We start from the raw sequence: 24,855 nt of genomic DNA, 5'->3' as shown, positions 1-24,855 counted from the left end.
CCGCCCGATGAAACTGGCAAGCTGCGAAACCCATGTCGTCGCCGTCCCGCCCCCGCATATCGGCGGGATGTACTGGATCTTCGTCACCCTGCGCACCGAATGCGGGATCGAGGGCGTGGGCGAGGTCTATGCCGCATCGTTCCACCCCACCGTGATGGAAGCCGCCATCGCGGATGTCTTCGGCCGCCTGCTGAAGGGCGAGGACCCGCATCACATCGAACGCTTCTTCCGCCGCGCCTATTCCAGCGGCTTCACGCAGCGCCCGGACCTGACGATGATGGGCTGTGTCAGCGGGTTGGAAATGGCCTGCTGGGACATCATCGGCAAGGCGGCGGGCAAGCCGGTCTATGAACTGATCGGCGGACGCATCCACGACAAGCTGCGCTGCTATACCTATCTGTATCCCAGGAACGCGGCGGGCGATTACGACTATGACAATGTCGAACTCAGCGTCGAAACCGCGCTGGACTGCATGGAGCAGGGCTTTACCGCGCTGAAATTCGACCCGGCCGGGCCCTATACCGCCTATTCCGGCCATCAGTTGTCGCTGGAGGACATGGACCGGTCGGAGACCTTCTGCCGCCGGATCCGCGAGGCGGTCGGCAACCGCTGCGACCTGCTGTTCGGCACGCATGGGCAGATGGTGCCCTCGGCCGCGATCCGTCTGGCGCGGCGGCTGGAACCCTATGATCCGCTGTGGTTCGAGGAACCCGTGCCCCCCGGAAACAGCGCCGCCATGGCGCAGGTGGCGCAGAACACCCGCATCCCCGTCGCCACGGGCGAACGTCTGACCACCAAGTACGAATTCGCGGATCTGCTGGCGCACAAGGGCGCCTCGATCCTGCAGATGAACCTCGGGCGCGTCGGCGGCATCCTCGAGGGCAAGAAGATCGCGGCCCTTGCCGAAACCCATTATGCCCAGATCGCGCCGCATCTGTATAACGGCCCCGTCGGCGCGGCGGCCAGCATCCAGCTTGCGACCGCGACGCCGAATTTCCTGATCCAGGAAAGCATCGGCCAGTGGGACGGTTTCCACGCCGAGGTGCTGGAGGAAAAGCTGGAATGGCGCGATGGCTATATCATCCCGTCAGACAAGCCCGGCCTTGGCATCACCCTGAACAAGGAAGTCGTCGCCGCCCATTCGCCCTATCGCGACACGCGCCTGCACCTGTCGATGGCCGACACGCCGCATGACTTCAAGGCGCAGTCGGACGATCGCTGGAGGCGTCCGGCCAATGGCTGACTATGACTACATCATCGTGGGCGCGGGTTCGGCGGGCTGCATTCTTGCCGCCCGCCTCAGCGAGGATCCATCGGTCCGCGTGCTGCTGATCGAGGCCGGGGGCAGCGACAAGTCCTTCTGGTTCGACATGCCGGCGGGCTATGCCCGATCCTATTTCAACCCCGCGACCAACTGGATGTTCAAATCGCAGCCCGAGCCGAACATGGCGGGGCGCGAACTGTACTGCCCGCGCGGCAAGGTGCAGGGCGGATCGGGCTCGATCAACGCCATGATCTGGGTGCGCGGCCAGCGCAGCGATTTCGACGATTGGAAGGCGGCAGGCAATCCCGACTGGGGTTTCGACGATGTGCTGCCCTGGTTCCGCAAGATCGAGAACCACCCGGCAGGCGACACCGAATGGCATGGCGCCTCGGGTCCGGTCGGCATCACGCCGATGAAGGGCCAGACCCATCCGATCTGCGACCGGTTCCTGACGGCGGCCCGCGAAAGCCAGCTGCCCGTGACCGAGGACATGAACGGCGCCCGGTTCGAGGGCGCGGGCATCTATGAAACCAACATCGCCCGGGGCCGCAGGCAGTCCAGTTCCAAGACCTATCTGACCCCCGCGCTTGGCCGCCCCAACCTGGATCTGCGCCTTGTCGCCCAAGCCGAACAGGTGCTGTTCGACGCCGAAGGCCGCGCCACGGGCGTCGCCCTGCGTGCCAAGGATGGCAGCCGCCACGACGTGCATGCGCGGGCCGAGGTGATCCTGTCGGCGGGGGCCATCGGCTCGCCCATGCTGTTGCAGCAATCGGGCATCGGCGCGGGTGGCGATCTGCAGCGGCTTGGCATCGACACGCGGCGCAACCTGCCGGCAGTCGGCCAGAACCTTCAGGACCATCTCTGCGCCAGCTATTACTATCGTGCGACGGTCCCGACGCTGAACGATCAGCTGCGCCCCCTGTGGGGTCAGGCGATGGCCGGGCTGCGCTATCTGACCACGCGGCGCGGTCCGCTGGCCCTCAGCGTCAATCAGGCGGGCGGGTTCTTTCGGACGGAATCGGCCACGGACGGGCCGAATATCCAGCTGTATTTCAACCCGATGTCCTATCGCATCCCCGAAAGCACCAAGGCGCGGCTGCTGCCCGAACCCTATCCGGGCTTTCTGCTGTGCTTCAATTCCTGCCGTCCCGACAGCCGTGGCAGCGTCGGCCTGTCGCGTCCCGAACCCGGTGCCGCGCCCGATATCCGCCTGAACTTCCTGGCCACCGGTGTTTTGTTCTGCGCCACGTGGCGGATTGTCCGGCCGAAAGCCACATGGACTGCCCGAAGTTCAGGCGCCTGATGGTCTTTGCTGCCCGAGCTGGCAGCAGGCGCCGGGCATGAACTTCGCCTCTGACAATCTTATTGAACGGGAAGACCCATGCTGAAAGCCATTCCTACCCTTTTGGGGGTCATCCTCAATTTGTGTGTCACGATCTGACAGAGCCTCGCAGATTGAAGGGATCAGGTTGTGGTATCGAAGAAACACTGGTCGCCAACCGGCAACGTCGAGGTCGGTGAGGTCCGCAAGTCTGAGACGAGCGCTTGGGTCGTTTCAGGCAAGCTGGCTCCGAATGGCATCTGCCCTGAGTGCGGGATGCTTTCTAGCCAGAGACATGGTTGGAGGCGGCGGCGGATCGAGGACTTTCCCGCTCAGGGTCAAGCGGTTTGGGTCGAGCTTAGTGTCTGTCGATGGCGATGTTTGAACACGGATTGCAGCCGTCGTACTTTTTCCGATCACGACACCGCGGTGGCGGCTCCTTATGCGCGCCGCACATCTAGACAGGCGCAACTCTTGGGCCATATGGCGCACGCCGCCGGTGGCAGCCCAGCTGAACGGCTTTTGCGGCGGCTGGGTATCCGGGTCAGCGACGATACTATTCTCCGGCAACTGCTGCGTGCGGCTCAAGTTGCTCCACCTCGCGCGCGGATCATAGGGATCGATGATTGGAGTTGGCGGAAATCGCAGACCTACGGCACGATCATCATCGACCTCGAGCGTCGCGCGGTCATTGATGTTCTCGAAGATCGTGATATCGTCACTTGCATTGATTGGCTAAAGCGTCATCCTGAGGTAGAGGTCATAAGCCGGGATCGTTGCGGTATCTACGCCCAAGCTGCCCGACAAGGCGCGCCGCAAGCGGAGCAGGTCGCCGATCGGTTCCATATCGTGCAGAACCTTCGCATGGCAATCGAGGAGCAAATGAACCTGCACGGTCGCCCAACTGGCAGGGCCTTGCTCTCCGAGGCAGACAACATCAGCACGGCCAAAAACCTTCTGAAATCACGTCTTGCGCACCGCAAGTCGCGGGAGGAGATATTCAAGACCATTTGGGCACTTCGAGAACAAGGGCTGACGTGCAGCGAGATTGGACGGCGAACGGGATTTCCCCGGCGTAGCGTCGCGAAATGGCTGCAATTCGAGACGCCACCGGACCGAAAGCGCGCTGTCCTCAAACGCTCCTCTGCGTGGTATTTTGAAGAGTACCTGAAGCAAAGCTGGGAAAACGGCATTCGCAGCGGCAATGCACTGCTTCCTTTGATCCGAGAGCGTGGTTACGAGGGCAGCCTGTCAAATCTGCAGCGGCTCTTGGCTGGATGGCGCCGAGCCGAAAAACAGGAACAAGGGGGGGCCATCAACGAGTACCAAATCCTTGAACCGGTCCGGGATCCGGAAACGGGACACGCGATATCTCCGGTCATCGCGGCTGCGCTCTGCATTAAGCCAAGAGGAAAACTCACCTTGGAACAGGTGAGAAAAGTCGAAGCCCTCAAGGCTGGCTCGAAGGCCTTTACAACGATGCGGCATCTCGCCATGCGCTTCAATGGTATCTTGCGTGGTCGCAAAGCAGACCCGCTTCCTGCCTGGATCGACGACGCGATCGAAACTGACCTTGCGCCCATCGTGCGGTTCGCCCGCACCTTAAACAGGGACATTGATGCGGTCAGGAATGCGATCGAAATGCATTGGAGCAATGGTCAAGCCGAAGGCCAGATCAACCGACTGAAGACCTTGAAGCGCGCGATGTACGGTCGAGCCGGCCCGAACCTGCTCAGGGCTCGAATGCTTCCGCTCCACCACACATATTGAGGATGACCCGATTTAAGCGCAACGCGACAACAGACGAGGCGAGGATCTGTCTGCGGCTATGGCGGCTCGAGATACGTGCTGATTCAGGGGGACCGGGAATGGGCAAAACTTGGTGGTCGACGTGATAGGGTACCAAACAGCCGCCGCATGTCTCCCAAGACCTGCCCACTCCCTACGCCCACACGGCGTAGCCGATTACGGAGCGCGGAAATCGGAAGCCCTTGATGCGGGACAGGTCGCATAGATCCAGCATCACCCTTCGCTATTCGGCGATCGGACCGTCTGCAACCTGACAAAGCCCTTCAGACTTGTCTCGGGACCATACATCGAGACCCACAGCAGAAAAACTATCCGTTGAAGGCTGATCTGGATCAGCATGGAATCGGCCGGCCTCGGCGATACTCCTGAATAGTATCGATGCGGAACTGCGCGGCCCTCGGAATATGGGCCGTGACGCATGCCATCTTCGCCTCATCGAGGTGAGAGAACTTTCCACGCACACAAGACAATTAGGAGAATACCATGGCGAAGGGCAAAAGCCGTCGCGGCCGAGAAGACAAGAAGCCGAAGCAGAAGCAGAAGCAGAAGAAGGCTGAACCGGTTCTGGCGCCCTCCTTTAGCAGGGGCCTGACGGTCGACACAAAGCCAAAGGGGAAAAAGGCCTGACCCAACTCTTCTTGTGTGATCGTCTGGTCCTGGCCGCAGAGCGTGCAACCAAGCGGCAAGTCGGCAAAATTACCCACTTGCCGACAGGTTCCTAGCATGAGTGCCTGGGCGCTACCTCAACTCAATCTCCGCGGCACCCGCACCTCACCCTGGAAGAGCATCGCGCCAGTGCGCGCGGAGCTCTTCGGTATCGAAAGGTTGGAGCAACATGCCGTCAGCCTGGCCGAAGTGCAGCGTATCTGCGCCTCTTCACCGCGTGTCGCATCACTGCATCAGCGACTGGACGATAATGCGACGGCTCTGAGGGCCACTCGCAAGGCCTGTCTCTCAGAGCTGGCGGCGGGAAAACCTATTGCCCCCGCCGCCCAATGGCTGGTGGACAATTTTCACAGGGTCGAGGCGCAGGTGCGCGACTGCCGTACGGATTTGCCGCCCAGCTACTACAAGCTTCTGCCGAAACTTGCCCAAGGGCCGTTTCACGGTTATCCACGAGTGTTCGAATTGATCTGGGCCTATGTTGCCCATACGGACAGCCATCTCGACGCCCCCGCCCTGTCCCGCTTTCTGCGCGCCTATCAGCAGGTCCAGCCCCTAACGATAGGAGAGCTCTGGGCGGTTCCGATAACGCTCCGCCTCGTCCTTCTGGAAAACCTGCGGCGGCTGGCCGACCAGATCACCTTCGGTCACAGGATGCGCCTGTCGGCGGATGCCCTTGCGGATCGGCTCCTGGAGGCCGGCCAGACCGAGATCGGGATCCCTGCAGATATTGGCGCGTCCGAGCCACTTTCTGAGATCTTTGCCGCGCAGTTGGCGAAGCGGCTACGTGATTGCGACCCTGTCACAACACCGGCCATCGGCTGGCTGGAGGATCGGCTGGCCAAGCAGGGGTCGAATGTCGACCTGGCGGTCCGGCATGCACAGGAGCGTCAGGGCGCCTCGAACGTCACGGTTCGAAACGTCATCACCAGCCTGCGCACGATCGCTGAGACGGACTGGCCAGAGCTCTTTGAAAGTGTCAGCCTGGTCGATGCGAAGTTGCGGGAGCATCCGGGATTTTCGGCGATGGATTTCGCCAGCCGCAACCTCTATCGCGATGCCCTCGAGGATCTCGCTCGTCACAGTGACTACAGCGAATTGGATCTGGCCGAGCAGGTGCTGGCGACGGCGGTGGCTGCGCCGGAAGCGGATGGCGACCGGATTTCCGAGCCGGAAATCCTGCGGAGAAGCGATCCGGGCTGGCATCTCCTCGCCGAGGGCCGGGAGGCGTTCGAACGCCAGATCGGCTATCGATATAGGGGATGGCATCGCCCGCAGTTCCGGCCTGGTCTCGCAGGATACCTTGGCAGCATTCTTTGTGTCACTCTTGGGCTGCTCGCGCTGAGCGCATGGAGTCTGGTGGCTCTTTCCGGCCCATCCGCGTCATGGACCATGCTTGCGCTCTGGCTCCTCGCAGCGGTCATCCCGGCCAGCGCCGTCGCTCAACTTATCGTTGATCGCATGGTGGCCTGGGCCGTACCTGCCACGGCACTGCCGGGACTGGCGCTTGAGAGCGGCGTGCCGTCTTCGCTGCGCACGCTCGTGGTTGTGCCGACAATGCTGACAAATGGCGCAGAGCTGACCGAACAACTCGAAGGGCTGGAAGTCCATTATCTGTCCGGCGCCCAAGGAGACGTGACTTTTGCAATCCTGACCGACGGGCTGGACGCCCCCGGACAGGACATGCCGGAGGATGCGCCACTTGTCGCGTTGATCGACGTCGAGGTTGCCCGACTGAACCAGGTCTACGGCGCGGGTCCCGCCGGTGCCCGCTTTCTGCACCTGCATCGTGACCGCCGTTACAACGCCGCCGAACAGATTTGGATGGGATGGGAGCGCAAACGCGGCAAGCTGCACGAGCTCAACCGTCTGTTGCGCGGTGCCGATGATACCGACTACCGCACGGCAGAGGGTCATGTGCCAGCCGTGCCCCCCGGTGTGCGCTACGTCCTGACGCTCGATTCCGACACCCGGATGCCGCGTGACGCGGCCTTGCGGCTGATCGGCAAGATGGCGCACCCGCTGAACCAGCCGATCTTCGATACGGCCCTCAGCCGGGTCAGTGCCGGTCACGCCATTCTACAGCCGAGGATCACCCCCGCCCTGACACCGGAACGGCACGGCACGGCATTTCAGCGCGCGACCTCGGGTCCGGGCGGGATGGATCCATATGCAGCTGCTGCGTCGGACGTCTATCAGGATCTCTTCGGCGAGGGCTCCTTTACCGGCAAGGGTATCTACGACGTCGATGTCTTCCAGGCGGCGATGGCCGGGCGCGTGCCGGAAAACGCCCTTCTCAGCCATGACCTGCTTGAAGGCATCTTCGCCCGGGCCGGGCTCGTCTCGGACGTGGAACTGATCGAGTCCTTCCCCGACCGACAGGACCTCGCCGCGCGGCGCATCCATCGTTGGTGTCGCGGCGACTGGCAACTGCTGCCCTGGCTTGGCCGGGAAGGCGGGCTGGGCGCGCTGGGACGGGTCAAGGTGCTGGACACGCTGCGCCGCTCATTGTTGGCCCCGGCCACGCTTGTCCTGTTGACACTGGGGTGGCTTCTGCCTGGCCCGGCGGCCTTGCTGGCGACGGCTCTGGCGCTGGTCGCCATGAGCCTGCCCGCTTTCCTGCATGCAGCCCTTTCCGCCATTCCGCATCGGCGCCGCCTTCACATGGGCAACCACCTGCGCCTGATGCAGGAAGACCTGTCGCTTGCCGTGATGCAAACCGGGCTGGCGGTCAGCTTTCTCGCCGACGCCGCCTGGCGCGCGCTCGATGCCATCGCCCGCACACTCTGGCGATTGACGGTTTCACGGCGGCATCTCCTGGAATGGACCACGGCGGCCTCGGTTTCGGCCGCTCCGCGTCCCGATCTGCGGGGATTTTCCCGTGCCATGGCGCCGGGGATCCTGCTGGGACTGTCGACCACAGGCCTGGCCGGCTTGGCCGCCCCCGGTGCGCTCCCCCTGATCCTGCCCTTTGCAGCCCTCTGGCTTGCCGCGCCGCTCATCGCCTTTCGAGTCAGTCAGCCTTCCCGCGCACAACCCGACGCCGCCCTTACCCCGCAGGACGCCCAGGAATTGCGCCTGATCGCACGCAGGACATGGCACTATTTCGAGACCTTCGTCACGCCAGAAGACAGCCATCTGCCCCCGGACAACTTTCAGGAGCAACCACACGCGACGCTCGCGCACAGAACTTCGCCCACAAATATGGGGCTTTATCTTCTGTCCACTGTCACAGCCTGCGATCTCGGCTGGATCGGCCTGCGTCAGGCGGCCAGCCGGATCGCCGCGACCCTTGGCACGATGCAAGCGCTGCCGCGGGTAAAGGGACATTTCTACAACTGGTACGACACGCGAGACGGCAGGGTTCTCGACCCGCCCTATGTCTCGTCGGTGGACAGCGGCAATCTGGCCGGCCACCTGATCGCACTGGCCAACGCCTGCGAGGACTGGGCCGCGCATTCCGGCGCGACGCCACGTCAGAGATCTCAGGGGCTGACCGATCTTCTTGACCTGGTGGAGCGTGACGCAGAGCGGTTAAAGTCCCCGCTCAGTGACTCCTGCTCCGAGGCGATTGGATCGCTGCGCGATGGCCTGAAACAGGCTGACGTGAACTGGCCCTTCCTGCAACGCCTGGCGGCCAAGGCCGAACACGCCACTCCGCCTCCGGCGGCTATGCCCCCGCATGCGCCCCGATGGTTGTCCTTGCTTCGCGACGGCTTGGCCGAAGCCGCGACAGATACCGCGTCAACCGAGGCCGACCATGCCGCTCTGGCCGCAGAATTGCATCGGCTGGGAGTGCAGGCCCGCCGGCTCGCAGTGGACATGGATTTCGGCTTCCTGCTTGACCCCGAGCGCAAGCTGCTGTCCATCGGCTACTCGGTCCATGAGAGCAGTCTCGATCCGTCCTGCTATGACCTCCTGGCCTCCGAGGCGCGTCTGGCCAGTCTCTTCGCCGTCGCCAAACAGGATCTGCCGCTGCGGCACTGGTTCCGTCTGGGGCGGACGGTCACCGCAACCCGTGGCGGCGCCGTTCTCGTCTCCTGGGCCGGCTCGATGTTCGAATACCTGATGCCTGGGCTGGTGATGCGAGAACCCGAAGGCGGTCAGCTGGGTCACACCTGTCGACTGGTCGTCGAGAGACAGATCGCCTACGGACGGGCGCAAGGCGTCCCTTGGGGCATTTCGGAATCCGGCTTCAACGCGCGGGATGTGGATTTCAACTACCAGTATTCCACCTTCGGTGTTCCGGGACTTGGGCTCAAGCGCGGGCTCGCCGGGGATCTGGTGATCGCGCCCTATGCAACCGGGCTGGCCGCGATGCTGGATCCCGGTGCTGCACGGCGGAACTACGACGACCTGGAGGCCATGGGGGGCCGTGGGCTCTGTGGCTTCTATGAAGCCCTCGACTTTACCCCCGACCGTGTGCTGCCGGGTCGCCGCGTTGCCGTGGTGCAAAGCTACATGGCGCATCATCAGGGGATGACCATCGTCGCCATCGCCAACGCCCTGACCGGCGGCCTGATGCGCCAGAGGTTCCACCACGAACCGATGATCCATGCCAGCGAACTGCTGCTCCAGGAACGGCTGCCGCGCGATATCGACCGCGCCTTGCCGCCTCTTGAGGACGCCAGGCCCGGCGGTCCGACGCCGTCCGAAGCGGACCGGGGCCGCCGGATTGCCGGCCGCCCGGGCGGCCCCCCGGTCACCCATCTCATATCGAATGGACGCTACGCGGTTATGCTGACCGCCACGGGCGGGAGTTACAGCCGCTGGGGCGATATTGCGCTCACCCGCTGGCGCGAGGACGCGACCCGGGATCCACATGGCGCCATCCTCCACATCCGGAATCTCTCCGACGGCTCTGACCAGAGGTTCGGACCTGGCGCGCCGGATACTGCCGACGCGCAGGACGTGCAGTTCTTCGAGGATCACGCGACCTTCACCGCCCGAACCGGCCAGCTCGAAACGTTGCTGGATGTTCTCGTCTCGGGCGAGGCGGATGCGGAGGTGCGACGCCTGTCGGTGACCAATGGCGGGCGCAAACCCCGGGAACTGGATCTAACGTCCTACGTCGAATTGACGCTGGCGGATCCGGCCTCAGAACTGGCGCACCCGGCCTTCTCGCGGATGTTCGTTCAGACCGAGTTCGTGCCCGAATACGGCGCGTTGATTGCGTGGCGAAGGCGGCGCAACCTCGACGAACCGGGAATCTGGGTGGCGCAGTTCAGCGTGGTCGAGGGGACGACCGTCGCGCCGCTGCAATATGACAGTGATCGCAACAGCGCTTTCGGCCGCGATCATGACCAGGCCCAGCCGCGCGCCATAACCGATCCGGCGCCCCTCGCCGGGACCACGGGCACGGTGTTGGATCCGGTTTTCGCATTGCGCAACCGGCTCCTGATCGCGCCTGGGCGCACCGCACGGATCCTGGTCTGGATGGTAGCTGCCGACAGCCGCGAAGCGCTGATGGATCTGATCGACCGGCATCACGACCGCAGCTCCTATGACCGCGCACGGACCCTGGCCTGGACCCAGGCTCAGGTGCAACTGCGCCATCTAGGCATCTCGCCGACCGAAGCCGCCGACTTCCAACGTCTCGCCGCCCCTGTCCTCTATCATGATCGCCGTTTCCGCCTGCCTTCTGCCACCTTGATACGGGGCGCCGGACGTCAATCCGGCCTTTGGCCGCTCGCGATTTCCGGCGACTTGCCGATCGTAGTGCTGCGCATCGACGATCCCGCCGATATCGGACAGGTTCGTGCCTTGCTACAGGCCCATGAGTACTGGCTGGGAAGGCAGCTTGCGGTCGATCTGGTGATCCTCAACGAGCACCCTGCCTCCTATGTCAAGGATCTGCAGACCGCCATCGACATCGCCTTGCGCAGCAGCCATTCCCGTCCCGGCGACGACACGCGACCGGCCCGGGGCGCCGTGTTTGCGCTGCGCTCCGACCTGATCGCACCAGATACGCGGGCGCTTCTCCTGGCTGCGGCGCGGGTTGTGATGCTGGCCCGGCGTGGCATGATCGGCGAACAGCTCGACGCCCTTCTTGCCGATCCTGTTACGGCTGACACCATGATCGCAGACACGCGACAGATTGGCCCCGCCCCGCAACCCGCCAATGCGCTCCGACTGCGCGCGAACAGACGTGACAGAACCGCCCCGCAGCGGGACGAGGCCAGGCCGCTATCCGACCGCCGGGACCTCGAGTTCTACAATGGCACAGGCGGGTTCGACCGGGAGGGACGAGAATATGTCATCCGCCTTGGCCCACCGGACAGTACGCCTGCCCCATGGATCAACGTGATCGCCAATCCGGACTTCGGATTCCAGGTGTCGGCCAGCGGCAGCGGTTTTACCTGGGCCGAGAACAGCCGCGACAACCAGCTAACGCCCTGGTCCAATGATGCTGTGGCAGACCCTCCGGGCGAGGCAATCTACATCCGAGACGACGACAGCGGCGTGTTGTTTTCACCGACTGCGCACCCTCTGTCGCCTTCTGCAGGGGCCGGTCCGCACGTCGTGCGCCACGGCTTCGGCTACAGCCGGTTCGAGCATCAGGCGAATGGCATCGACTGCGAATTGGTCCAGTTCGTGCCGCGCGCCGATCCGGTCAGGGTCTCGCGGCTGTTCCTGCGCAATACAGGGACGCGGCCCCGGAGGTTGAGCGTCGTCGCCTATGGCGAACCCGTCATGGGGCCATCGCGCGCCGCCTCGGCCCCGTTTCTCGTCACCTCGCATGAGCCGGAAACCGGCGCGCTTCTGGTCCGGAACCCGTGGAACACCGCCTTTCCCGGCCGGGTGATGTTCGCCGCGCTCGACGCGCCTTCCGGTCCGGCCGAGGCCTGGACCGGAGATCGCAGCGAATTTCTGGGCTCGGGCGGAAGCCATGCCGACCCCGCCGCACTGCGTTTGGGTACCGTGATGTCGGGGCGAGTCGGAGCGGGACTCGATCCTTGTTTGGCGCTGATGAGGCCCCTGACCCTTAGCCCTGGCGAAGGCGTCGAGCTCGTCCATCTCCTCGGCCAATGCGCCGACGCGGCGGCGGTCGTCCCGCTTCTGAAAAGGCTGCGGTCCGCCGACATGCAGGTCGAACTGGCCACGGTTCAGACCTATTGGAACGAGACGCTGGGAAATCTCCAGATCACCACGCCGGACCGGGCGATGGATATCATGGTCAACGGCTGGTTGCCCTATCAGGCGCTCGCCTGCCGGATCGAGGCGCGCGCGGCTTTCTACCAGGCAAGCGGCGCCTACGGGTTCCGCGACCAGCTGCAAGACAACATGGCCTTCATGCTGACGCGCCCCGACCTTACCCGCGCGCATCTGCTGCGTGTCGCCGCCCGCCAGTTCCCGGAAGGCGACGTGCAGCACTGGTGGCTGCCGCATTCCGGCCAAGGGGTGCGGACGCGCATTTCCGACGATTGCGTCTGGCTGGGGCATGCAGTCGCCGCCTATGTGACGAGCACCGGCGACGGGGTGATACTGGACGAACAGGTGCCCTTCCTCGAAGGACATCGCCTCGGAGAGACCGAGCACGACGCGTTCTTCCTGCCCGACGATGCTGGCCACGGCGCGTCGCTGTTCGTTCACTGCGCCCTGGGGCTGGACCGCGCGCTCAGCCTGACCGGGGAGCACGGTCTGCCGCTGATCGGTAGCGGCGACTGGAACGACGGTATGAACCGCGTCGGCGCCGCCGGCCGCGGCGAAAGCGTCTGGCTGGGCTGGTTGCTGCTCCAGACGCTCGGCGCCTTCGTGCCGCTTGCGGAAAAGCGCGATCCGGCCCGGGCACGGCGCTGGCGCGAGCAGGCCGAAACGCTGCGCCTCTCCATGGAGACCCATGCCTGGGATGGGGACTGGTACCGCCGCGCGACCTTCGATGACGGAACATGGCTGGGGGCGGCCGGCTCCCCGGCCTGTTGCATCGACTCGATCCCGCAAAGCTGGGCGGTGCTGTCCGGACAGGCAGATCCCAATCGCGCGCGGCGCGCGATGGAGTCCGTCGACAGCCTTCTGGTCGATCGCGAAAACGATCTGGCGCGGCTGTTCACGCCGCCATTCGGGATCGGTCCCGCCTCGGGCTCGCAGGATCCGGGCTACATCGCCGGCTATCCGCCGGGGCTGCGAGAGAATGGCGGGCAATACAGCCATGCCGCGATGTGGGCCATTCTGGCCTGGGCGCGACTGGGGGATGGAGCGCGCGCTGCGGAGCTCTTCGCGATGCTCAATCCGATCAATCACGCCCGGTCGCCTGAGGACGTACAGCGCTACAGGACGGAACCCTATGCGGTCGCCGCCGATGTCTATTCCGTTGCCCCGTATATCGGACGCGGCGGCTGGAGCTGGTACACGGGCGCGGCCGCTTGGATGCACCGTGCGGCCATCGAAGGCATCCTCGGCGTGACCCGGGACGGAGATCGTCTGCGGATCGCCCCCACCATGCCACCCGACTGGCCGGGATTTTCCATGACGCTGAGGGTGGCGGGCACGTCGTGCAGGATCCGGATCGAGAGAGCGGATCATCCGAGAGCCACGCTGGATGGCCACCCCATCACGGCCGGGCCGGTGGTGTTCCTGCCCCTCGACGGCGGGTCTCACGACCTGAACCTGACTCTCGGCCCCCTTGTGTCGGCCGAGACGTCAGCCGAAATCGACAGTTCTGTGCTCCCGATCCCGCCGGATTGACCGCCCGTCCAACCGTCGCCACTCAATCGACCCGACACCGGGTGACCGCATTGCAGCCGAAAGGCACCTAACGTGACCACGCTGACGACCTATCACAAGACCGAATACCGCTACGGCGAACCCGTTCTGCTTGGACCTCATCGGATGATGCTGCGCCCGCGCGAAGCCCGGGACCTGCGGCTGGTGTCGCATGAGATCACCCTCACGCCCCATGCCGATATCACCTGGGCCCATGACGTTGCGGGCAATGCGGTCGCCACGGCACAGTTTAATCAGCCGAGCGACCATCTGATCATCGAAAGCCGTGCCACGGTCGATCTGACCGCCGCGGTCTGGCCGGTATTCGCCATAGCGGCGGAGGCAATCAGTTTTCCCTTCCTTTATTCAGGCGACGATTGGGCCGACCTCGGCGCCCTGACGGCACCACAATATCCCGACCCTGACGGCAAGTTTTCCAGCTGGGTCGAGGCCTACATCCTTAAGCGCCCCACGGATACGTTGTCTCTGCTCAAGGATATCGCCAACGGGGTGTCGACGCAGATCGCATATCAGGGGCGAGAGATGGAAGGGACACAGTCGCCGCTGGAAACACTTTCCCGCGGTTGGGGCTCATGCCGTGACTTTGCGGTGTTGTTTGCCGAAGCCGCGCGCATGCTCAGCTTCGGGGCCCGCATCGTTTCCGGCTACCTCTTCGATCCCGAAACGCGCCTTGTCGGGTCCGAAGGGGCGGCTTCTACCCATGCCTGGGCCGAAGTGTTCGTTCCCGGTGCCGGGTGGGTCGCGTTCGACCCTACAAACCGGAGCGTCGGATCAAAGAACCTCATTCCCGTGGCGGTCGCCCGTGGCATTCATCAGGTCGTCCCGGTCACCGGGAGCTTCACGGGGTCGGAAAACGCCCTGCGAAGCATGACCGTAGAGGTACGCCACATGGTCATCGCATACTGATCATCGCGACCTCGATCCGCGGCTACCGATCAAAGAGCGCCCTGCGCCGGTTTTCGGGGTAGAGTGAGAACGAAAGACCACATATTGCGCGACGTCAGGACCTCTCCGCCGTCAATGCACTGGAGACCCCGGAATGACACACCTGTACCCCTTTGAGCCTTATCTTGCGCTCGCGCTTCTTCTGGTTCTCTTCGCGGGCTTCCTTTACGAGCGGTTCGCCCCCGAGGTGACGGCCGCAGCGGTCGCGGCGTTGTTTGTCGTTTTTGGACTGGTGCCTCAAGACACTGTTCTGTCGGTTTTTTCGAATCCCGCGCCGATTACCATCGCCGCAATGTTTATTCTCAGCGGCGCCCTCGTACGCACCGGGTTACTCGATGCATTGGCGAACCGGGTCGTCGCCGCCGCCGGCCAGCGCCCCATCGCGGCAACGGGCGTGTTTCTGGCTTCAACCCTCGTGGCCTCGGCGCTCATGAACAACACACCTGTCGTCCTGGTGCTGATCCCGGTCGCCATAAGACTGGCCCAAAGCCTCGGCCTCGCAGCGACACGCCTGTTGATCCCGCTCTCTTACATGGCGGTGCTCGGCGGGACTTGCACGCTGATCGGAACCTCGACCAATCTGCTGGTCGATGGCGTTGCGAGAGAGATCGGGCTGACGCCCTTCTCGATTCTGGAAATCACACCGGTCGGTCTGGTGGCCGCGGCTACCGGCGGATTGACCCTGCTGCTACTCGGACCGCTTCTGCTTCCCAACCGCAAGGATCAGACGGATCTGGGTGCGGCAGGTGAGGCGGATTTCCTGACCGAGTTGCGCCCAAAGGATGATTTCTGGGGGCTGGGTCACGCCTTGGGGGATATCGATGATCTGACCCGCCCGGGTGTGACTGTGGTCGGAATACGTTCCGGTGCAGAGGTTAGACGTGACGACGTGCTCGATCACATCCTTGCCGCTGGTGACCGGCTGATCGCAGTTATCCGCACCTCCGAACTTCTGACCTTGAGAAACCGGAAAGGATGGGATGTCGGACTGCGTCAGGGACCGACAGCCAGGGAAAACTCAGAAACCACAGTCGCAGAGGCGATCGTCACGCTCTCGCATCGCAGCCGCGGTGTACGGATCGCGCAACTGACCATCGGGTTCAGGTATGGCATGCGTGTCCTTGGGGCACATCGTCATGGGGAAAGCCTTGGCCCCGACCTCTCGACCACGCTCCTCAGACCAGCGGACAAACTGCTACTGGAGGGAACCGACGAAAGCTACGACCGCCTGATCGAGGCGGGGGACCTGGCTGGCGTCACGATGGCCGGAGGGCGCCCCTTTCGACGCGGCAAGGCCCCGCTTGCGCTTGCGGCACTGTTTGCAGTGGTGGCCCTGGCCGCCATCGGTGTGGCGGACATCAGCCTTGTCTCCCTCGTCGCCGTGGCCTTCATCCTCATCCTGCGCTGCATCGACAACGATGAGGCCTGGAGTTCCATCGACGCGGGCGTGCTCGTTCTGATCTTCTCGATGCTGGTGGTTGGTGCGGGGCTGCAGCACTCGGGCGCGATTGCCTTGATCGTCGGTGCCATTGCCCCGCCGCTTGCGGACATGCCCCCGATCATCGCCCTGGCCGCGGTCTATCTGCTCGCTTCGACCTTGACGGAGGCGGTCACCAACAGTGCGGTCGCGGTCGTCGTGACCCCTCTGGCGATCGGACTGGCGGACCAGATCGGGGTTGATCCACGCCCCTTCGTTGTCGCAGTCATGTTCGGAGCGAGCGCAAGCTTCGCGACCCCGATCGGCTATCAGACCAACACACTGGTCTATGGCGCCGGCAACTACAAGTTCATGGACTTCATCAAGATCGGCCTTCCAATGAATATCATCGTGGGGGGCGCCGCAGTCCTGGCAATTCCGACGTTCTTTCCCTTCTAAATCAGCCGATGAAAGAGCAGTCTGGAAAACTCCTTGGCAGGCAGAGAGTGATCACGACATGTGCATAGTCTCGATACCTCCCGGTCAAAACCGCTGTGCTGGGGCCGAAATCGACTGCGTTCAGTTGAACGAGAGCTAGTCGTGGACAAGATCGAGCTGCGCCAAGCGCCCGGGCTAATCTGCGTTAGTGCCGTCACGTTCTGAGAAGCCGTATATGGAGACGTGCCCGCCGTACATTGAGGGCACAGTATTTGCGAGTACCTGAGAGGCGTGGGGGCATACTTTTCCCAAAAGGTCGGTATGTCCGTGCGCTTCTTATTTCCCGTTAGATGAATGAAAGAACAAGCTGATGACGCTGGATACCAGTAGACCATCTCCTTGGCAGTATCGGGAATGATGAGGCCGCCCTTGGTCGTCTCGTCGCCTTCAATGCGGCGGACGAGCACCCGATCGTGGAAGGGACTGAATGACATCGACTTGCTCCTTGTCGAGGATTGTCGGGCGTAAGTGCCTTGTTCGAATGCCCGGCTTGGATGCGCGCAATGCGGCGAAAACCTGGTGGGACTATTCTTCGGGATTGCGGATCAAGACCGCCGCGGTATGGCATCACGAGCGTCGAACCGAGTTTCCGCCAGCGATGATCGAGTTGATAATTTCGGCGACGGCCCGATGCCTTTCCATTTCGAGGTCGGTACCAACGGCGTTCTCATGGGTCGCCGCGGCGTCGCGAAGAACCCCCACGATCTCGTGCTCTGGCAGCACCCCGCGATCTTTCAAGGCAAGCAGGAGCGCCTCGCAGATTGACAGGGCGGCCCTGCCTGCATGTTCGCTCGCGGTCGACATCTGGCGTCCCTTCCCTGGCAGCGTGATCCCCGTGTAAGGCGAGGTTCAGATACATCCGTACTTTTCGCAGGAGGCGCTCTATGCTGGACTGATCCAGAGCAGTGTCCGGGCCGATTTCCGCTCCTGGGTCACGATACGCTAGGAGCCTCCATGACATCAGCAGAACACAGCCCCTTGACCCGCAAGCTCTCGGCCTTCGTCGCTCTGTCGGAGGTCGAGCTGGCCGTGCTTGAGCGACTGCACCAGCGTCGTCGCTTATTCGTCGCGGGGCGTGACATGGTGCATCAGGGCCAGTCGGCTCAGGCCGCGTACATTCTGTCGTCAGGTTGGGTCTGTTCGTACAAGTTGCAGGCCGACGGGACCCGGCAGATTGTGGACTTCCAGGTGCCGGGGGATTTCCTGGGACTGCGCAGCGTCCTGTTGCGCACGTCGGATCACAGCTTCGAACCTATCGTCGACATCGAGGCCGCCGAAGTGCTGGCGAGCGATCTTCTCGGTGCCCTCGCGCGGACGCCGCGTCTTGCGACCGCCATCCTCTGGGCGGCGTCAAGGGACGAGGCGATGGTCGTGGAACATCTCGTCGGGATTGGTCGGCGTGATGCGGACGCCCGAATGGCGCATTTCCTTCTGGAGCTGGGATCGAGGCTTGCGTTGGTCGGCGTCGGCAGCGGGGAAGGTTTCGACTGCCCTCTGACGCAATACCACCTCGCCGATACGCTGGGGTTGAGCGCGGTCCATGTGAACCGCGTCCTCCGGCATCTTCGCGAGGAAGGGCTGGTGACCTTTCGGGACGGCCGCGTGACCTTTCACGACTATGGCGGTCTTGTGGACCTTGCCGAGTTCGATCCGGCATATCTGGACCAGACCGGGCCGCTCCTGAAATGAGAGGGCCGCCCTCTTGCTCGGCAGGCGGCCCCGGTGATCACTTCAGACGCCGGAAGTCACGCGAGGGCGTGGGTCGCCGCATCGAGTTCCTTGTTGGTCTCGGCGTCATTCTCGGCCGTGTTGGCCTTCTCAGCTGCCTGATAATGCTTCAGCGCCGCATCCTTCTTCGGGCCGGGGGGCGCTTGGTCCCACGCGGCTTTCACGGACTTCATCTTCTCGGCAGTCTTGTTCTGTTCGGGGGTCATTGGACTTGTCCTTTCTGGACGCTCCGAGAATAAGAAGCGTGTCGACATGCCGTCCTTTGGAGATCGGCACGCCCACACGCTTCTCGGGTACTCGGAAAAATGCACCACCGAATGTTCGGCGGCGTGTCTCATCTAAGCAGAGTCGGCACCCCGCCGCACTGACGCAGGTTAGCCCCGGCGCCTGCGGCAGGTCGGTTGTCCGTGCGCACCTCAACTCACCGCAGTTTGCTGGTGGGAAATCCTCAGCCATATGCCCTCATCGTTGAGATAGGTCGAGGTGCAGAGGGCCTCGTAGATCGGTACGTCGGCCTTCTCCGCCGAGGCGCGATAGGTGAGAATCGCGATGTCATGACACCGCATCACGCGCCGTTCGGACATGACAACGGTGCGCCAGCCAGTGTTTTCGCGAAGGTGGGTCCAGATCTGGTCACCCTGGAGGATGTCGGGCGGATAGGGGAAGACCATGACGGCGTTGGTCGCTGTCGTCGCCCGCGCGTTGTCGGCGCCACTGGTCCAGAAGTGTTCCTCCATGTCCCAGAGTATGCCCTGTTCGTGTGGAGAAAGTGTGCCGGACTCGTGCGCTGCATGGGCCGGTCTCCTCGCGGTCGCGGTTGATGCGGTCATTCGCCTGACCCCGACCCGCCAACCATGAACATCTGAAACAGTATAAATACAATCGCGAGCACCGCCCAGATCGCTCCGCTTGTTCGCGGGCGGCCATCGACCACCGTCGAGGCAGCGCGCTGCAGGAAACCTGACGTCGGTCCTTCGGGAAGCAGCTGGCTTAAGTCTCGTGCCATCCTGCCGTGATCGCTGGCGAGCGCAGGAACGTCCCGGAACCGGGCAAGCAGTGTTCCCAAGCGTGTTCGTGCGGCGTCGCGCTCCAGCGTGACCAGTTCAGCAGTTTCCTTCCATGGATCGAGTCCAAGCCGCGCAAGCGTGGAGAGCACCGTCACGGCATAGCCTTTCCGGTCCTCGCCGACGAAAGCGTAGAGAAACCGATCGAACTCGGGCGGGTGCGGGTTGAGAGCATTGGGGTCGGCCATTGCTAGTCCTTTCGAGGGGTGCAGGAATGCAGATCATCCCTGTTTCCCAAAGGATATGCGCAGGTCGGTTTCGCCGCCCTTACACAGGTCAATGCGGGCGACCGCCCCCAGGAACGTCGCAGCCGGTTCGGTGCCCGGGACTAACATGCGTCAGCGCCACTCGGATGATCCCGATGTATAAGAAAATACATCGTTCGACTTTTCCGTCCCGCACTCCAATGGGCCGTCAAAAGTGGCGAGCGACGGATCTGCCAACATCGCGGAGATTAGAGATGAACATGCGGTCGACCAGATCGACGGTGACGTTTTCGAACCCGTTCACCTTGCCGGGATGCCCGGGCAATCTACCCGCCGGCGACTACGAGGTTCTTGTCGAAGAGGAGCTTCTTCAGGGGCTGAGCTTCGAGGCGTATCGCCGGACGGCGACCTATCTGACGGTGCGCGAAAGGGGCGGTTATGCGGGATGGACAGAGTTACGGGCGATTTCCGACAGCGACCTGAAAGAGGCGCTGAGCCGGGATCGGGACGCGACTGAGAAAAACAATCACAGCGAGGCGGCGCTTTCTCCGCAGGAGGACTTGAAATGAATGCTCCCGAATGGCTCAAGCCCGGCATCTATGGTGCCGCGATCGGCGCTGTCTTTGTCGGCGTCGCCGGATTTTCGTGGGGCGGCTGGGTGACCGGCGGCACTTCGAATGACAGGGCGATGGCGATGTCCCGGAACGATGTCGTCGCCTCAATGGTACCGGTCTGCCTCGACATGGCGCGGTCAGACCCGGCTCGGGCGGACAAGCTTGCAGCGATCCGGGCAGCATCGACCTACCAGAGGCGCGACGCTCTCATGTCATCCGGTTGGGCGACCATGCCGGAAGCCGATGGACCGAACCGGGATATCGCACAAGCTTGCCTGGCAGCGCTCGATGTCGATCAATCCTCGGAGGACGCGAAAAACGCGATCGATGAAGGATGAACCGCACCATGCCGATACCCTCTCGCGAGACAACCGTTCTCGAGCGGCGCGTGCTCGCCCATGAAAAGGTGCTTCAGGCGCTGATTGCCTACATGGCCCGCACCGAACCACGTTTCATCGTCCACCTGCGAGAACGGTTCGTCGAACCGATAAGCATGGCCCGGCACAAACACGAGCACCGCGAAACGGACCGCTACGCGGAAGAAATCATTCGCACGGTGGTTCTCCTTGGAGAATTGCGCGCGCTCAAAGCGAAGGAGCCGGACGTGTCCGACGAGGAACCCGTGCCACCGATAAGGGTAGGAGAACAGGCGGCTTCCGCGGACCGGCCGGTGCAGCGAGATTTGGCGGCAGGTACGCGAAAGAAACTGCATCTGGGAGGTGAAGGGCGATGACAGGTTTCACGGCGACTACCACCAGAAGAAACATGCTCTTGCAGCAGCGCCTCGCACAAGTTGTCCCAGCAATGACCGCAAGCCCCCAGCCGACAGTCCCGCCGGACTTCGCGATAGAGGTGGCCGAGAACGAAGGCATGCCATCGAGATCGAATTCCAGTGGCACCCCGCTACTGCCCGCGCCCATTCGGAGGCTGACCGGAACTCTCACGCTTGGACTATCGAGGACTCGCGCGGCAACCGGCGGACTCTGGTCCGGAGGGAGCAAGCGGCGATGAGACATCCCTTGGCGAGGCTGATCGCGAGGACGGCAGTCATAGCCGGTGTGATCGCGTCCTTCGCCTTCCCCGTGCTTGCGCAGGAAGGCACCGGCCCAATGCCGGAGAACGCGCAGCCGCGCAGTTATGGCGGCGGATGGGTCTGCGATCTCGGATACCGGGTACAGGCCGCTGAATGCCTGCCTCTCGACATCCCCGAGCATGCTTATCCAACCGGTCGCTCCTACGGGACGGGGTGGAAGTGCGACCGTGGATATGAAGAGGTAAACGGGATATCATGCTATCGCATCCCGGTGCCCCCCAATGCCTTCCTCCGGTCTTCCGGTTACGATTGGCAGTGCGAACGCGGGTTCCGGCGGGAGGACGAGACATGCGTGCTCATCGTTCTTCCCGAGCGTGCCTACCTGACAGGCAATGACTCGGGGACGGGATGGACCTGTGATCGTGGCTATGAGGCTGCTGCAGGGACATGTTCTCCGATTGCCGTTCCAGCGAACGCGTATCTGACCAACGCAGACTACGGCGCCGCCTGGGCTTGTGAGAGAGGTTTCGTCAGAATCGACGACCGATGCGACGCCGTTGTCGTGCCATCGAATGCCTATCTGGACGAGGCATCCTATGGACCGGGCTGGAGCTGTGAGCGCGGATACGAGGTGCTGAATGGCGCCTGCGTCGCCATTGATCTGCCAGAGAACGCCTATCTCGACCGATCCGGCAACCGCTGGAGCTGCAATCAAGGCTTCCGGCTCTCGGACGGGACCTGCATCGTTGGACGGTGATGCGGATGTCTCTCGTCGGGTTTTGTGTCTGCATCGACACCGACTACGCCGAGATTGATGAACCAGCAACGTCCGACCCGTTAATGTGACAACACCATCTTGGGAGTCATGCGGCTGCTCTTCTGTAGGCGGCGGTAAACCAACCGTCGAAAACGGCGGCGCGGACAACGACCACGCGGTAGGCTTCTGTGGTTGCCGTCGAACAATTCTGCCCTGCTGTCGCAACTTGGCAGGCGTGCAGGGGGCGCTTTCCCGTGATGTTCACGCCGCCGCCCGCCACATTCGGTATCGCCCCTGCCCTGTTACCTCCCGGATAAGGCCCCGCTCGACCATCCAGTCGATGTTGCGCTGAACCGTTGCCCGATGCGTGCCTGTCAGGTTCTCGGCCATTTGGACCGAGACCAGCGGCCAGCTGGTGAAAAGGTCACGCAGCATCGGCGGCGTCTTGCCCGAGAGCGGCGCCATCGTTCGCTCCGCGGCAGCCGACCAGGCCTCGATCTCCTCGAGCCGGCGCAGGGCTGCGAATGTCGCGCTCTCCATCGCGTTGAGCCAGCGCGCCAACCGGGCGGACGGGTCACCGGTCGCCCGGAAACCCCCTCCCCCGCCCATTGCGATCGGTGCGAAGATCGCGCCGGGCGTGCTTCCTGACGGAGCGAGATCGCCGATCGCGACATGCGCCGCTGTCACCGCGGCCTCCAGAGGATCATCGATCGGCGACAGCTCCGCGACGTGCCAGAGATGGAAACCCATGCAGGCCCGTGTCACGGGGTGGAGGTTTTCGGCCTGATCCATCATCGCGAGCCATCCGGCGGCCCGGTCCTCGAAGGCTTCGCGCTCTGCCATGTCGACGACGCGCGAAGAAGCCTTTGCCTCTTCGAAATGCTCTCCCTGCCCCGGCCGGTCGCGCCGATCAAGGAAGGTTTCCAGGTCGTGCGTTCCAGGCCGAAGCGTCAGCAGCGCGAGTCCGCCGGACAGTCGGCGCACGGCCCAGCCGATCCGGTACATGGCCTGCGCATCATCCGTTGCGGTCGAGATCCGCAGCGCCATGTAGAGCGACAGCCGGTCGAGGCCGATCCGGTCCTGCGTTAACCAGCTGTCGCGTTGCCCTTAAATCTGAGACGAGACGCTTTCGGCATCGAGTTTTGCCCTTAATTGCGAGATTCGGCTGTCATGGGGCCTTTGCTGCTCGCGCGTCTTTGCGCAATGTGATCAACTGCGGAAAGCAGACGTGGCTCCTTCTCGAAAGTGCGCAAGAGAGCAACCTTTGCATAGTCGTCGATGCCGGAGCTTGAGATGGCCGCTTTGATCAGTGGGCGAGATTGGGCTGCATCAATGGCAGCAAGGCAAAACAGCCTCACTTCTGGTCTGTGGCTCTGAAGAGCGAACAACGGCTCCCCGTGGCAGCCCTTAAGTGACATGGCAAAGGTGACCGCTCGCCTTGCGCGCCGAAGTTGCTTGGGGCTGCGTGATCGCGCGGCGCACTCAAGCACCCCCGCCCCGCGACGCGCTCGGTATATCAGTTTGTCGGATATTTGTTCCCCACCGGTCTTGCCAAGGGTCTGCACCAGTCTCGTCCCGCAGACCTGACAGTCGAATGCCCAGGCCCGCCTCCAATGCCTGAGCGAAAGGCCCTCTTGGGAGCATTGCAGACAATGCTGGAATGGCATCTGGGCCGTCAGCGAGGCTTCTCTTGGCGTCATTGCCGGAAAGGTCAAAGATCGCACGACATCTGGGGCGACACGTGCAGCGCTCGCAATCTTCTCTGCCGCAGCCGCGTCGATGCTGAAGTCCAAGGCGGTGCCATACGCGGTATCGATTTCGATATGAGTCATCAGTTCGGCATCATCACAGTAGTTGGCCACAGCTAACCGAGACAACCAACCTGACAACAACTCGTCTGGCAACGGTGCGACAGTCTTGGGCAGCGGCTTCACACGCCGGACTTCTCGAGCCGCCGATGGGCGTTCGCATGGCGCGACCAAACCGGCGTCCATTTTGCGATTGCGTCGTTGGTGATGCATTCCTCACCGGTAGCAATGGCGTCGATGGAAAGATCCTTGATCAGGGCGAAGATGCGCGAGGTCACCCCGCCGGTCATTCCAAGTATTTGCTTGAGCGACTTGACCTTCAGATTGGATTTCTTCTCGAGGGGCATTGCCGCGATGAGTGTCTGAATCATGTCCGAGAACTCGGCATCGTCGCGCCAGTTTGGCAGGTGATGTTCGTCCAGCCGCCTGGCAAGCTGGATATCACCACGGATGGCATCGACGGCCTCGCTGACCCCGAGGCATACCAGCGACACTTCGAGTTCATTGCTGAGATATCGCAGAACATTGAGAAAGCGGCGCTGTTCGCGGTGGGTCCCGGCCAAGAGGTTGTGGACCTCGTCGATCATGATCATCCGCAGGCCAAGGTCGCGTAAGAGTGCGATTACACGGACTTCGAGGGAAGCCACATTTTGAGCGCGGGCACTCAGTGCCGTCGCCGGGGCGCCGACGGCGGCCAGGATGTGCAGATAGAACCGCCGTTCGTCGGGTGCGGGCGGCGCTTGCAACAGCAGCAGCGGTGTGCGGGTGATGCCTGACGGCGGATCGTATTCTGGTGCGTACTTGCGCGACAGGTTTCGGGCGATCATCGTCTTTCCTATCCCGGAGGCCCCATGCACAAGAAGGCCCGGCATACGGGTTTGCCGTGGCGCTTCGATCATGCCCTGCAAACGGTCCAACACTTGTTCGGCCCGTGGAAAGCCGATCCAGATGTCCGATTGAATGAGGGCGATCCGACCGTCTTCCTCAGTTGTCCCTGCCGTCAA

Annotated in this window: 19 protein-coding genes and 1 pseudogene; 12 read left to right on the top strand and 8 right to left on the bottom strand. The window is 63.0% G+C overall.

The window, feature by feature from the left end; all coding sequences use genetic code 11:
- The first annotated feature begins 7 nt into the window (after nt 1-7).
- From BMX67_RS16600 to BMX67_RS16570, 7 genes are all read left to right on the top strand, one after another.
- The gene (locus BMX67_RS16600; RefSeq protein ID WP_090737374.1) at nt 8-1,243 is read left to right on the top strand and encodes a mandelate racemase/muconate lactonizing enzyme family protein; all 1,236 of its coding nucleotides are present in this window, start codon (nt 8-10) and stop codon (nt 1,241-1,243) included.
- The gene (locus tag BMX67_RS16595; protein WP_090737372.1) at nt 1,236-2,567 is read left to right on the top strand and encodes a GMC family oxidoreductase; all 1,332 of its coding nucleotides are present in this window, start codon (nt 1,236-1,238) and stop codon (nt 2,565-2,567) included. The genes BMX67_RS16600 and BMX67_RS16595 overlap by 8 nt, the downstream gene beginning before the upstream one ends.
- Before the next feature lie 168 nt (nt 2,568-2,735).
- Complete coding sequence (locus tag BMX67_RS16585; RefSeq protein WP_090737370.1) at nt 2,736-4,355, top strand: ISL3 family transposase; 1,620 nt, start codon at nt 2,736-2,738, stop codon at nt 4,353-4,355.
- A gap of 522 nt (nt 4,356-4,877) precedes the next feature.
- A complete protein-coding gene (locus BMX67_RS19655; RefSeq protein ID WP_175479953.1) occupies nt 4,878-5,021 on the top strand; it encodes a hypothetical protein in 144 nt (47 codons plus the stop codon).
- A gap of 96 nt (nt 5,022-5,117) precedes the next feature.
- On the top strand, nt 5,118-13,742 hold the full coding sequence (locus BMX67_RS16580) for a glycoside hydrolase family 94 protein (RefSeq protein ID WP_245739498.1): 8,625 nt from the start codon (nt 5,118-5,120) through the stop codon (nt 13,740-13,742).
- A gap of 72 nt (nt 13,743-13,814) precedes the next feature.
- Nucleotides 13,815-14,687 (top strand): transglutaminase family protein, encoded by an 873-nt coding sequence (locus BMX67_RS16575; RefSeq protein WP_090737366.1) that lies wholly within the window; start codon nt 13,815-13,817, stop codon nt 14,685-14,687.
- A gap of 133 nt (nt 14,688-14,820) precedes the next feature.
- Nucleotides 14,821-16,602 carry an SLC13 family permease gene (locus BMX67_RS16570; protein WP_090737365.1) on the top strand — a complete coding sequence of 594 codons (1,782 nt, stop codon included), beginning with the start codon at nt 14,821-14,823 and terminating at the stop codon, nt 16,600-16,602.
- A gap of 374 nt (nt 16,603-16,976) precedes the next feature.
- On the opposite strand, the pseudogene BMX67_RS16565 reads toward BMX67_RS16570, so the two are convergent.
- Nucleotides 16,977-17,075 (bottom strand): annotated as a pseudogene (locus BMX67_RS16565) (co-chaperone GroES); the annotation flags it as partial.
- Nucleotides 17,076-17,208: 133 nt separating this feature from the next.
- Entirely contained in the window at nt 17,209-17,445 is a 237-nt protein-coding gene (locus BMX67_RS16560; RefSeq protein ID WP_090737363.1) for a hypothetical protein, read from the bottom strand.
- 150 nt (nt 17,446-17,595) lie between these two features.
- Here BMX67_RS16560 and BMX67_RS16555 point away from each other — a divergent pair, with 150 nt between their 5' ends.
- A complete protein-coding gene (locus BMX67_RS16555; RefSeq protein WP_090737361.1) occupies nt 17,596-18,330 on the top strand; it encodes a Crp/Fnr family transcriptional regulator in 735 nt (244 codons plus the stop codon).
- Nucleotides 18,331-18,386: 56 nt separating this feature from the next.
- Here the strand turns inward: BMX67_RS16555 and BMX67_RS16550 are convergent, their stop codons facing one another.
- The 3 genes from BMX67_RS16550 to BMX67_RS16540 form a co-directional block, all read right to left on the bottom strand.
- On the bottom strand, nt 18,387-18,575 hold the full coding sequence (locus tag BMX67_RS16550) for a hypothetical protein (protein WP_090737358.1): 189 nt from the start codon (nt 18,573-18,575) through the stop codon (nt 18,387-18,389).
- A 210-nt stretch (nt 18,576-18,785) separates the two neighbouring features.
- A complete protein-coding gene (locus BMX67_RS16545) occupies nt 18,786-19,199 on the bottom strand; it encodes a hypothetical protein (protein WP_245739497.1) in 414 nt (137 codons plus the stop codon).
- Nucleotides 19,196-19,621 carry a hypothetical protein gene (locus BMX67_RS16540; RefSeq protein WP_090737354.1) on the bottom strand — a complete coding sequence of 142 codons (426 nt, stop codon included), beginning with the start codon at nt 19,619-19,621 and terminating at the stop codon, nt 19,196-19,198. The genes BMX67_RS16545 and BMX67_RS16540 overlap by 4 nt, the downstream gene beginning before the upstream one ends.
- 272 nt (nt 19,622-19,893) lie before the next feature.
- On the opposite strand from BMX67_RS16540, the gene BMX67_RS16535 reads away from it, so the two are divergent.
- From BMX67_RS16535 to BMX67_RS19650, 4 genes are all read left to right on the top strand, one after another.
- Nucleotides 19,894-20,208: a hypothetical protein gene (locus BMX67_RS16535; protein ID WP_245739496.1), complete on the top strand. Its 315-nt coding sequence runs from the start codon at nt 19,894-19,896 to the stop codon at nt 20,206-20,208.
- On the top strand, nt 20,205-20,591 hold the full coding sequence (locus tag BMX67_RS16530) for a hypothetical protein (protein WP_090737352.1): 387 nt from the start codon (nt 20,205-20,207) through the stop codon (nt 20,589-20,591). The genes BMX67_RS16535 and BMX67_RS16530 overlap by 4 nt, the downstream gene beginning before the upstream one ends.
- Before the next feature lie 8 nt (nt 20,592-20,599).
- Nucleotides 20,600-20,986 (top strand): hypothetical protein, encoded by a 387-nt coding sequence (locus tag BMX67_RS16525; protein ID WP_175479952.1) that lies wholly within the window; start codon nt 20,600-20,602, stop codon nt 20,984-20,986.
- Between the two features lie 286 nt (nt 20,987-21,272).
- Nucleotides 21,273-22,043 carry a hypothetical protein gene (locus BMX67_RS19650; protein WP_175479951.1) on the top strand — a complete coding sequence of 257 codons (771 nt, stop codon included), beginning with the start codon at nt 21,273-21,275 and terminating at the stop codon, nt 22,041-22,043.
- A 261-nt stretch (nt 22,044-22,304) separates the two neighbouring features.
- On the opposite strand, the gene BMX67_RS16520 is transcribed toward BMX67_RS19650, so the two are convergent.
- The 3 genes from BMX67_RS16520 to BMX67_RS16510 form a co-directional block, all read right to left on the bottom strand.
- Entirely contained in the window at nt 22,305-23,090 is a 786-nt protein-coding gene (locus tag BMX67_RS16520) for a helix-turn-helix domain-containing protein (protein WP_090737350.1), read from the bottom strand.
- Between the two features lie 101 nt (nt 23,091-23,191).
- Nucleotides 23,192-23,977 carry a TniQ family protein gene (locus BMX67_RS16515; RefSeq protein WP_245739495.1) on the bottom strand — a complete coding sequence of 262 codons (786 nt, stop codon included), beginning with the start codon at nt 23,975-23,977 and terminating at the stop codon, nt 23,192-23,194.
- Nucleotides 23,974-24,855 carry a TniB family NTP-binding protein gene (locus tag BMX67_RS16510; protein WP_090737346.1) on the bottom strand — a complete coding sequence of 294 codons (882 nt, stop codon included), beginning with the start codon at nt 24,853-24,855 and terminating at the stop codon, nt 23,974-23,976. Before BMX67_RS16510 ends, BMX67_RS16515 begins: the two co-directional genes overlap by 4 nt.

The organism is Paracoccus homiensis (genome assembly GCF_900111675.1).
Taxonomy (GTDB): domain Bacteria; phylum Pseudomonadota; class Alphaproteobacteria; order Rhodobacterales; family Rhodobacteraceae; genus Paracoccus; species Paracoccus homiensis.
This window is presented reverse-complemented; position numbering and strand designations above follow the sequence as displayed.